Annotated in this window: 9 protein-coding genes and 1 pseudogene; 6 read left to right on the top strand and 4 right to left on the bottom strand. The window is 67.4% G+C overall.

Annotated features, from left to right (window positions below):
• The 5 genes from U1E69_RS14015 to U1E69_RS13995 form a co-directional block, all read left to right on the top strand.
• Positions 1-781: heterodisulfide reductase-related iron-sulfur binding cluster (locus U1E69_RS14015; protein WP_322244989.1), on the top strand; the 781-nt coding region annotated here is incomplete at its 5' end.
• Between the two features lie 82 nt (positions 782-863).
• Positions 864-1,691 carry a trypsin-like serine peptidase gene (locus U1E69_RS14010; RefSeq protein ID WP_322244988.1) on the top strand — a complete coding sequence of 276 codons (828 nt, stop codon included), beginning with the start codon at positions 864-866 and terminating at the stop codon, positions 1,689-1,691.
• Between the two features lie 8 nt (positions 1,692-1,699).
• Complete coding sequence (locus U1E69_RS14005; RefSeq protein ID WP_322244987.1) at positions 1,700-2,530, top strand: serine protease; 831 nt, start codon at positions 1,700-1,702, stop codon at positions 2,528-2,530.
• 125 nt (positions 2,531-2,655) lie between these two features.
• Positions 2,656-3,126, top strand: coding sequence for an Hsp20 family protein (locus U1E69_RS14000; protein WP_322244986.1), 471 nt, complete (start codon positions 2,656-2,658; stop codon positions 3,124-3,126).
• A 271-nt stretch (positions 3,127-3,397) separates the two neighbouring features.
• Entirely contained in the window at positions 3,398-4,588 is a 1,191-nt protein-coding gene (locus U1E69_RS13995) for a trans-sulfuration enzyme family protein (RefSeq protein ID WP_322244985.1), read from the top strand.
• A 72-nt stretch (positions 4,589-4,660) separates the two neighbouring features.
• On the opposite strand, the gene U1E69_RS13990 is transcribed toward U1E69_RS13995, so the two are convergent.
• Together U1E69_RS13990 and U1E69_RS13985 are read right to left on the bottom strand one after the other, a co-directional pair.
• Complete coding sequence (locus U1E69_RS13990; protein WP_416200287.1) at positions 4,661-6,571, bottom strand: YfbK domain-containing protein; 1,911 nt, start codon at positions 6,569-6,571, stop codon at positions 4,661-4,663.
• Between the two features lie 191 nt (positions 6,572-6,762).
• The gene (locus U1E69_RS13985; RefSeq protein WP_322244983.1) at positions 6,763-7,299 is read right to left on the bottom strand and encodes an RNA polymerase sigma factor; all 537 of its coding nucleotides are present in this window, start codon (positions 7,297-7,299) and stop codon (positions 6,763-6,765) included.
• A gap of 131 nt (positions 7,300-7,430) precedes the next feature.
• Between U1E69_RS13985 and U1E69_RS13980 the strand changes: the two genes are divergently transcribed.
• Positions 7,431-9,407: a DUF3857 domain-containing transglutaminase family protein gene (locus U1E69_RS13980; RefSeq protein ID WP_322244982.1), complete on the top strand. Its 1,977-nt coding sequence runs from the start codon at positions 7,431-7,433 to the stop codon at positions 9,405-9,407.
• Positions 9,408-9,493: 86 nt separating this feature from the next.
• Here the strand turns inward: U1E69_RS13980 and U1E69_RS13975 are convergent, their stop codons facing one another.
• Both U1E69_RS13975 and U1E69_RS13970 read right to left on the bottom strand, forming a co-directional pair.
• The gene (locus tag U1E69_RS13975) at positions 9,494-9,979 is read right to left on the bottom strand and encodes a peptidoglycan-binding domain-containing protein (RefSeq protein WP_322244981.1); all 486 of its coding nucleotides are present in this window, start codon (positions 9,977-9,979) and stop codon (positions 9,494-9,496) included.
• Positions 9,980-10,126: 147 nt separating this feature from the next.
• A pseudogene (locus tag U1E69_RS13970) lies at positions 10,127-10,326 on the bottom strand (pyridoxal phosphate-dependent aminotransferase); the annotation flags it as partial.

Raw genomic sequence — 10,326 nt, 5'->3', positions numbered from 1 at the left:
CGACGACCCCCAGGTCTTTCCCGCCCAGGGCGAACGCCGGATGCGGGTCGCGCTGATGACCGGCTGTGCGCAGAAGGCGCTGAACACCGACATCAACGATGCCACCATCCGGCTTCTGCGGCGGCTGGGCTGCGAGGTCGTGGTGGCCGAGGGCCAGGGCTGCTGCGGGGCGCTGACGCATCACATGGGCAAGGAGGACCTGTCCCATGCCCATGCCGCCGCCAACATCCGCGCCTGGATGGCCGAGAAGCGCGCCGGGGGGCTGGATGCCGTCATCATCAACACCTCGGGCTGCGGGACGACTGTAAAGGACTACGGCCACATGTTCCGCACTGACCCGTTGGCCGGGGACGCGGCGACGGTGGCCGGATTGGCCAAGGATATCAGTGAAGTGCTGGTCACACTTGGCCTGCCGCAAGGCGCGCCGAAGGGCCTGCGCATCGCCTATCACGCTGCCTGCAGCCTGCAGCACGGCCAGCAGATCAAGTCCGCGCCGAAGGACCTTCTGAAACGGGCCGGTTTCGAGGTCGTGGAGCCCGCCGACAGTCATTTGTGTTGCGGCAGCGCCGGGACCTACAACCTGCTGCAGCCCGAAATCAGTGCCGACCTCAAGCGCCGCAAGGTGCAGACGCTCGAGGCGAAATCCCCCCAGGTCATCGCGGCGGGCAACATCGGCTGCATGATGCAGATCGGCTCGGGCACCGAGGTTCCGGTCGTGCATACGGTTGAACTCCTCGACTGGGCCACAGGCGGGCCGAAACCGCGCGCGCTTGACGTCTGAGCCCTTGCGCGGGACGCCGCAAATCCGCCAAAGTGGCAGCCTAGACGTATCGCCAATGGCTGCGCGGAAAAGGGGAGGTTTTATGCGTCACCTGATCGCCGGTTTGTTGGCGGCGGGGCTGGCCCTTGTGGGCGTGGCACCGTTCCAGGCTCTGGCGCAGACCCTGGACGACGGCATGGTCAAGCTGGAAACGGCCGATGATGCGCGCGGCTGGGATGCCGTCGGAAAGCTGGTCATGGGCAAGCACGGCTTCTGCACCGGCGCGCTGATCGGCCCGCAGCTGGTGCTGACCGCGGCGCATTGCCTGTATGACAAGACCACCGGCGTCCAGATGCGCCCCGACGAGATTGAGTTTCAGGCCGGCTTCCGCAACGGTCGCGCCGTGGCCTATCGCAGCGTCAGCCGCGCCGTGACCCACCCCGACTACCGCTATGGGGCGACGGACAAGCTGGACCGCGTCAGCGGCGACCTTGCACTTCTGGAACTTAGCCAGCCGATCCGTCTGCCCTCGCTTGAACCGTTCGAGACGGGCGCGGCCCCGGTCCAGGGGGACCCCGTGGGCGTCGTCTCTTACGCCCAGTACCGCGAGGAGGCCCCCTCGATCCAGGAAGCCTGCGAGGTTCTGGCCGATGAACGTCAGGCATTGATCCTGACCTGCAGCGTCGATTTCGGCTCGTCCGGCGCACCGGTCTTCACTTTCGAGGACGGGGTGGCCCGTGTCGTCTCGGTCATCTCGGCCAAGGCCGAGGTGGATGGCCGCAAGGTGGCGATCGCGGTGCCGCTGGCCGAACCGCTGCTGGCCCTGCGCGCTGCGCTGGAAAGCAGCCGGGCCGATTCGTCTGGCGGCGCCCGGGCGGTCACCGTGATTTCCGGCGGCACCGGGGCGGGTGCCAAGTTCGTCCGACCATGAGGGCGTTTGTGGCGCTTCTCCTTCTGGCCGGTGCTGCGGTGGCGCAGGAAAACTCCAGCCTTGTCGAACTGGTCACCCGGGAAGAGCTGCGCGGCTTTGAACCTGTGGGCCGGGTGGACATCGCGGGCGGCGGCTTTTGCACCGGCGCGCTGATCGCCGCCGACCTGGTGCTGACCGCGGGTCATTGCGTTCTGGACCGCGACGGGATGCCGGTGGCCGCCGACCGCATCACCTTTCACGCCGGTCTTGCCTACGGCACCGCCCTGGTCGAGGCCACTGTCGCCAGAACCATCGTCGACCCGGCCTACCGCAACCTTGATCCCGTCCCGGTCGAGATGATCGACCTTGACGTCGCCCTTCTGCAACTGGCCCGGCCGATCCCCAGCGCGGTGATCTCGCCCTTTGTGGTCGCCCGTCCCGCCAGTGGCGACGAGGTCAGCGTCGTCTCCTACGCCGAGGGCCGGGACGAGGCATTGTCCTGGCAGCGGGTCTGCAAGGTCGTCGGGCGCGAGGACCGCCAGATCGCGGTGGACTGCGACGTGACGCACGGCTCTTCGGGTGCGCCGGTGCTTGACCGGTCGGGGTATCGGGCCAAGATCGTCTCGATGATTTCGGCGGGCGGGGAATGGAATGGGCAGACCGTGTCCTTCGGGATGGAACTGCCTGAACAGGTGGACCGGCTGAAGGCCGCCCTGCGCCGGGGCGAGGCGACAAGCGAGGTGGCCCTCCAGCCGGACGAAGGGCTGGGTGCCGGCGACACCGGAATGCCGGGCAAGCCGCCGAAACGCATCACCTCTGGTGCCGGGGCGACTGGCGGGGCCAAGTTCCTTGCGCCCTGAGTCGTCTTGAAACCGGGTTTTCCGTTACCTACCTGAGGGGTATCCGGGTGCCATGACGGGCCCGGTCAACCTGCCTTGCCCTTTGCAAAGGGAAGGCCCCTGACATCGCTTCCAGGAGGATGACAATGCGTACCCTTGATTTCGCACCGCTTTACCGTGCCACCGTCGGCTTCGACCGGATCGCCGACCTGATGGACCGGGTGCTGTCCACCGATGTGGCCCAGCCGACCTATCCGCCCTACAACATCGAAAAGACCGCCGAGGATGCCTATCGCATCTCGATCGCCGTCGCCGGGTTCACCCCCGATGACCTGTCGGTCGAGGTCAAGGACGGCTCGCTGTTCGTCACCGCCCGCAAGGCCGCGGACGAGGCTGACCGCACCTACCTGCACCGCGGCATCGCCACCCGTGCTTTCGAGCGCCGCTTCGCTCTGGCCGACCACGTCCGCGTTGCCGGTGCCGTGCATGAGCATGGGATGCTGCACATCGACCTCGTCCGCGAAGTCCCCGAGGCGATGAAGCCCCGCCGGATCGAGATCGCCCGTACCCACGGTGCGACCAACGTGATCGAGGCGAAGCCGGAAGCGGTCAACTAAGACCCACCCCTTGGTGATGGTGCAGGAGCCCGGGTTCACGCCCGGGCTCTTTGCATTTTGCGCATGTCGGGCAGGGCGGAAGGACGCAGGAACTTCGGGATCAGACGGGGGTAGTCCTGCCGCGACCTTGCTCGGGGGTCCCGCGCTTTCGCGCTTTCTCATATTGCGCGCGCCATGCAGGCGACGGATGAAGGGCCAAAGGAAAGGCCTTCCGATGTCAGAAAAGCTGCCCCCCTCCCAGATTCCCTCCTCCCAGATCCCCCCCGCCCAGATGCGCCCCGCCACCCGCGCCCTTGACGCAGGGCTGGCCCCCGATCCGATCACCGGGGCCATCGCGCCGAACCTGGTTGCTTCGGTGAACAACATCTTCACCCCCGGTGCCGCAGGCTTTTCCGCCGAGGGCGCGGACCTGACCGAACAGCCATTCCTCTACGCCCGCTGGACCAACCCCACGACCCGCGCTTTGGAGGACCGCCTCGCAGGCCTTGAAGGCGCCGAGGAGGCGCTGGCCACCGCCACGGGCGTCGCTGCTGCCGCCGCCGTCTTCCTGACCTTCCTGAAAGCCGGGGACCACCTGATCGTCTCGGATGTCTGTTACGCCGGGGTCTACGAGCTTGCCACCCGCATCCTCCCCGACCTTTGCATCCAGGTCACCCCCTGCGACCTGACCGACCCCGCCGCTGTCCGCGCCGCCCTGCGCCCCGAGACGAAGCTGATCCACGCCGAAACCCCCTGCAACCCGATCCTGCGCCTGACCGACCTTGCCGCCCTTTGCGCTGTTGCCAAGGAAGCCGGGGTCCTTGTCTCCGTCGACAGCACTTTGGCAACGCCGGTCATCACCCGCCCGCTGGACCACGGGGTTGACCTCGTGATCCACTCGCTGACCAAGTTCATGAACGGCCACGGCGATGCCCTGGGCGGCGCGGTGATCGGTCGAAAGAACCTCATCTCCCGCATCCGCTCCCGCGCGGGGGTCTATCTTGGCGCGACCCTGTCGGCCCAGAACGCCTGGCTGATCCTGCGCGGGCTGGATACGCTGTTCCCCCGGCTGCGCATGGCCTCGGACACTGCCGCCCAGCTTGCCCACTGGCTCTCCCGGCACCCCGCAGTCACCCGCGTCACCTGGCCCGGAGCCGACGACCATCCGCAACGCGACCTCGCCCAACGCCAGATGGACCTTGGCGGCGCGATGATCGCCTTCCAGACCCGGGAAGACCCCGCGACGGTTGCAACCCGCATGGCCGACCGCTTCCGCGTGATGCACTACGCCTTTTCGCTGGGCCACCAGCGCACGATCTGCGTCCACATCGGCACCGATGAAATCCAGCGCAGCACCTTCCGGATGGAGGGCGCTGCGCTGTCGCGTTGGACAGATTGGGCGGGCGCGGGGGTGTTCCGGCTGTCGGTGGGCCTGGAAGACCCCGCCGACCTGATCGCCGACCTCGCCCGCGCGCTTGACTGACCGCTCCTCGATGACTTCGTCACTCGTCGCTGACCCGCGACGAGGAGACGAAGTCGAACGAGGAGCAGCCGGTTACTGCGACAGGCTCTGCGCCAGCCGCATCAGGTTCACCGCCTCGATCCGGTAGCCGAAGGCATCCTCGCCGCGGTTCGCCACAGCCAGCTCGATAGCCTGATCCCAGCCCCAGTCGCCCAGGTAGACCGACCCCTGCAGCAATTGCCCGAACCCAGCGATGGCGGCGGCAAACCGCGTCTCGGCGCTGGCCCCTTCCGCCCCGGTGATCGGCGTTTCGACCAGCGTGGAGGCGTCCTCTCCCGGAGCCTTCCAGCGCAGCCGCAGGAAGCCCAGCTCGCCCGCCGCCCCCTCGGTCGCCGTTGCGGCCCCATAGCGCAAGGGATCGTTCAACAGCGCCTCGGACCCTGGAGCCGTTACCTCATAGATCGCCGTAACCTGGGTCCCCGCGCCGATCTCGCCCGCATCCACCGCGTCGTTGTTGAAGTCCTCACGCCGCAGGGCGCGGGTCTCATAGCCGATCAGCCGGTATTCCGCGACCTGCGAGGGGTTCCATTCCACCTGGATCTTCACGTCATCCGCGATGGGGAACAGCGCCCCGGTCAACTGGTCCACCAGCACCTTCCGCGCCTCGGACAAGGTGTCGATATAGGCCGCCGTCCCGTTCCCGTTCTGCGCCAACGACTGCATCACCGCATCGTCCAGGTTGCCGCGCCCGAAGCCCAGGACCGACAGATAGGTCCCCGTCTCGCGCTGCTTGGCGACATAGGCCTCCAGCCCGTCCGGATCGCTGACACCGACGTTGAAGTCCCCATCCGTAGCCAGAAGGATGCGGCTGACTTCGCCGTCCGCCTTCATCCCCTCGGCCACCTGATAGGCCAGCTCCAGCCCCTCGGCCCCCGCCGTGGACCCGCCCGCTGCCAGATCGTCCAGCGCCGCCAGGATCGCCGCCCGATCCGCCGCCTTGACCGGCGGCAGAACCAGTCCCGCTGATCCCGCGTAAGTCACGATGGACACCTGATCCTCGGGCCGCAGTTCCGCCAGCATCAGCGACAGCGATTGCTTCAGCAAAGGCAGCTTGTTCGCATCCTCCATCGACCCCGACGTGTCGATCAGGAACACCAGGTTCAGCGGCGGCCGTGCGGCCACCTCGGGCAAAGCCCCCTGGATGCCGATGGTCACCAGCCGCGTGCCGGGGTTCCACGGCGTCGGCATCACGGAAATGGTCGAGGCAAAAGCCTGATCCCCCTCGGGTGCCGCATAGGCGTAGGGGAAATAGTTCACCATCTCCTCGATCCGCACCTGATCGGGGGTGGGCAGATACCCCCCGGTCAACGAGGACCGCACCACCGCGTAGGACGCGGTATCCACGTCGATCGAGAAGGTCGAGACGGGCTCTTCGGCCGTAACCTTCACGGGATTCGGCGTTTCGTTGGCATAGGCCTCGGTGTTTTCAACCGGGGCCGGCATCGCATCGGGGGCAGGGGCCGTCACATAGCCCAGCGTTCCGTCGAGCGGGGCCTCGGCCCGCAGGCGCATCTCGGTATCGGCCAGCGCTTCCACCGGTGCGGCGGGCAAAGCCTCCAACTCGGCCTGGGGGGCGTCGATGATCGGCTCGCGCGCAGGCTCGGCCACTGCGGCGGACGAGGCCGCCATGTCGCTTTCCGCAGTCCGGGCCAGAGCGTCAGCCCCGACTTTGGCTTCCGGCAGCGCGGCTGGTTCCGCGCCGGGCCGGGCAAGGTCGGCATTGGGCGCGGCACCTTTGCCGCCCGTGGCCGTCATCGGGACCGCGTCCGGTGACACCACCGGTTCGGCCTTTTGTGCGACCGGGGCTTCCCCGGTCTCGACAACCACAGTCGGCTGGCCAAGCCGCAGATCGGCCACCGGCAGGACGACGGCGACACCGATCAGAAGGGCCGCGACCGAGGTGGTGGCGGCAAGGGCAGGGCGCGAGGTCAGGTACTGGAACATGCGACGTACTCCGTTCAGGGGGGCCGCTCTGGGGCGGACCTCACTGGAACGGGCTGGGTCCGTCGATTCTTGGAGGGAGTCGTTCAGTCGGGCAAAATTTTCCATCGCAAGCGCCATCGCCCGCGCCTTCGCCTCCCCGTCCGGGGCCGGAGCGGCCTTCAAGGCACGACGGAGGTCGTCAAGATCGTCGGTCATTTCGCGTCCTCCCTTGCCCTTGCCCGCAGGCGTTTCTTCACTTCGCTCATCCGCCAGGCGATTGTTCCCTCGCTGACCCCCAGCACAACCCCTGCTTCGGCCTGGGTCATCTCTTCGCCCAACACCAGCGCCACCGTATCGCGCAACTCGGGGCTAAGCTCGGTCATCGCCTGCGCCAGCCAATCCGCTGCCTCGGCCTGCACGGCAATCTCGTCCTGCCGCGCCAGTTCCCAGTCGCCCCAGCCTTGCGAGGCCTTCGCACGGGTCTGCTGCCGCCGCCGCAGATCATGCGCGGCATTGACCACCACGCGGTAAAGCCAGGTGGTGAACCGGGCTTCGCCCCGCCAGTTCCGCAGCTTGGACGGGAGCGCCGCGCAGATGTCCTGCGTCAGATCCTCGGCCTCGGCCTTCGACCCCGTCATCCGCCACGCCAGCCCATGAATGCGGTCATAGTGCCGCCCGACCAATGTGGCAAAGGCCGCCCGGTCTCCACCAGCGGCCGCGGTAGCCAGCATCTCGTCGGGCGTGTCCATCAGCATCACTTACACAAGACGCAAGCCACCCGGCAATCCTTGGGCGGGGTCAGGAAAATCTGCGTCGGGAAGCCTTTGCACACCCCCCGCCACCCGCTAGCCTGTGCAAAATTCATCCCACGGGATTCCCGATGCGTGTTCTGTCCCTGGTTCTGGCCGTCTGCCTTTGCGCCCTGCCGCTTGTCGCCCCGCCCCTTGTCGCCCCGCCCCTTGCCGCCCAGACGCTTGCTGCCCAGACGCTTGCCATCGCCAAGGACCCCGCCTGGGCCGATATCGCCCCGATCCCCGAAGGTGACGCCGCCCTGCGGGCCGAGGCTGAGGGCGGGCAGTTCTTCCTCCTTTCCGACCACCAGATGCGCTGGGAGGGTGAGGTCAGCCAGTCCTGGAACCGCGTCGTCGCCGAGGTGACCGACCGGGCGGGGCTGGAAGAACTGGCCACCGTCAAGCTTGACTTCGACCCTGCGAACCAGACCGCCAGCCTCACCCGCCTGATGATCCATCGGGACGGTCAGGTGATCGACCTCAAGGACGTGGTCGCCCCCCAGGTCTACCGCCGCGAAACGCGGCTTGAGGAAGGGATCATCGACGGCACCCTTACCGCCGTGGTCCAGGTCCCCGACCTGCGCCTTGGCGATGTGCTGGAGCAGGCAACCCTTCTGGAAAGCCGCCCCCTTGTCGGCGGGGCTGAACGCAGCGGGTCATCCTGGCTGGAGTGGTCCACCCCCGTCGCGCTGTCCCGCACGCTGCTGATCTGGCCCAGGGACCAGCCGCTGGAACTTGGCCTCCTGCCGGACCGGGTGACCTACAGCGCCACCGACCTTGGCGACGGCACGCTGCGCCACGAATGGCGGCGGGAAAACCACGTCCCTCCGCCGGAAGAGGAAGCCGTGCCCTACGAGGTGATCGAAGATGCGCTTCTGCGCTTTTCCGAGACGCGCGACTGGACGCCGCTGACCCGCGCCCTTGCCCCGCATTATACCCGCGACTACCCCTTGCCGCCGGAATGGGAGGCGAAGGTCGACGCCATCGCCAGGGACAATGCCACGCCCGAGGCCCGGGCCTATGCGGCCCTGCGGCTGGTGCAGGACGAGTTGCGCTATGTCTCGCTGTCGGTCGGCGCGGGCGGCTATTTCGCCCGCCTGCCGGAAGAGGTGATCGCCACGGGCTTTGGCGACTGCAAGGACAAGTCGCTGCTGTTGCGCGTGATCCTGTCCCGGCTGGGGATCGCCTCGGCCGTGGCGCTGACCGATCTGGATGCGGGCTATGGTCTGCCCGAAGAACTGCCCTCGCCCTATGTCTTCGACCACATGATCCTGCGTGCAACGCTGGACGGCCGTCCAGTGTGGATGGACCCGACCGGCGCCCATCAGGCCGGGGGCCTTGGCACCGCGACGATGCCCGACTACGGCTATGGTCTTGCCGTGACCGACGGCCCAGCCGCACTGGAACGGATGGAGGTCACTCCGACCGGCACCTGGGCGATGGATGTGCGCGAGGAGTACCTCTTTTCGCTGTTCGGCGTGGTCCTGACGGTCGAGACCCGCCATCGCAGTGGCTCTGCCGATGCGGCGCGGGCGCGGTGGGCGACGACGCCGGTCTCGCAGATCGGGCGCGACTTCCTGGATTTCTACGAACGCCGCTACCCCGGCCTGAAGATGTCAAAGCCGCCCCAGATGGTGGACGACCCGAAGGCCAATCAGGTGACGGTGACCGAAAGCTATTTTCTGCCCTATCCGGCGCTGGACCGGAACGGACTGCGCCAGGACTTTGCCTTTGCCCCCGAAGGGATTGCCGAGGTCTTCCCCGACCGCATCAGCCCCCCGCGCCGCCTGCCCCTCTACGTCGGCGGCCCCTGGGTCACCTCGCATGAGGTGCGGGTCAGGAATGGCCCGATCGAGTTCCTTGCCCCCGAGCCGGTGACGATCAGCAACCCGGCCTTCGACTTCAGCCTTGCGAGCACGGTCAGCGAGGGGGGCAACATGGTCCTGCGCTGGAGCTACCTGCCCAAGATCCGCGCCGTCCCTCCCGAAGAGGCGGCAGCGATCATGGCGGATGTCCAGGCGCTCCGCGATGCCACCTGGTTCTCCTGGGACCTGACCCCCGAATAAAGCGGACTCTCGCAGTCCTGGCTCAAGAGTGTCTGGCCCGGGTGGGGGAAGCCCCCGGGCCAGAGCAGGCGACGGACCTTGGGGAACTAGAACAGCAGTCCGTCGTAGACACCGTAGGCCTTGGCCGTGGACGACAGCGAGGTGCCCTCGTCCCGGGCATAGGCGGTGATCGCGTTGTAGGTGCCGGGCCCGAAAGACCCGTCGATCCCGCCACGATAGTAGCCCCAGGCGCGCAGCTTGCGCTGGATCGCCTTGCGCTCGCTGGCCGAATAGCTCTGGAAGGCCCGCGCGGCGGGGGTGGCGTAAAGCGAAGTGGTGTGGCGCGGCTCGACATAGGTGCGGCGCGGCTCGACATAGGTCGGTGCCGGGGCGACATAGACCGGGGCGGCCCCCAACCGGGCGCGGCGGTTCTTCAGGATCTCGTCGACGATCACCGCCGTGGCGACACCGGCGACGAAGCCCTGTTCCTTCTCGCCCCAGGCCAGTGCAGGTGTGGCGGGAACGGCGGCGATGGTCAGCGCGGTCAGACCGGCGATGAGGGTGGTCTTGGCGTTCATGACAGAGAGCAGCATGTCGTGTCCTTTCGTGGTCTCCCGGGCAGTCCGGGGTTCGATGCCACTGGTTATGGGCACCGGGGCCACGCTAGGCAAAATCAGCCGCACGTTAGGGGAAAACGTCGGAATGTTATCGGATAACTCTATTGTTCTCAGTTTGTTAGGTCAGATTTGTCCGCTGCAAAGCAGCGCGGAAAGCCGTCCTAAACCTTCCTCCAACCGCGCTTCCGGTCCTCCACCCGCTCCAATGCGGACATGCTGCGGCAACCCGTAGGCCGATCCAGGCAGCAGGAACGTCCGGTAAGGGGGCTGCAACAGCGCGCGCGCCAGCGATTCGCCGTCCGTTCCCTCGACCCGCGCCAAGC

Origin of the sequence: Tabrizicola sp., from assembly GCF_034366665.1 — a bacterium.
In the GTDB taxonomy this organism is placed as follows: Bacteria; Pseudomonadota; Alphaproteobacteria; order Rhodobacterales; family Rhodobacteraceae; genus Tabrizicola.
The sequence above is the reverse complement of the archived record's forward strand: the minus strand, read 5'-3'. Positions and strand labels throughout refer to the sequence as shown.

Coding starts and splice junctions, on each gene's coding strand:
- U1E69_RS14000 (WP_322244986.1), top strand. CDS start 2,656: ATGCGTACCCTTGATTTCGCACCGCTTTACCGTGCCACCGTCGGCTTC.
- U1E69_RS14010 (WP_322244988.1), top strand. CDS start 864: ATGCGTCACCTGATCGCCGGTTTGTTGGCGGCGGGGCTGGCCCTTGTG.
- U1E69_RS13980 (WP_322244982.1), top strand. CDS start 7,431: ATGCGTGTTCTGTCCCTGGTTCTGGCCGTCTGCCTTTGCGCCCTGCCG.
- U1E69_RS13990 (WP_416200287.1), bottom strand. CDS start 6,571: ATGTTCCAGTACCTGACCTCGCGCCCTGCCCTTGCCGCCACCACCTCG.
- U1E69_RS13975 (WP_322244981.1), bottom strand. CDS start 9,979: ATGCTGCTCTCTGTCATGAACGCCAAGACCACCCTCATCGCCGGTCTG.
- U1E69_RS13985 (WP_322244983.1), bottom strand. CDS start 7,299: ATGGACACGCCCGACGAGATGCTGGCTACCGCGGCCGCTGGTGGAGAC.
- U1E69_RS13995 (WP_322244985.1), top strand. CDS start 3,398: ATGCGCCCCGCCACCCGCGCCCTTGACGCAGGGCTGGCCCCCGATCCG.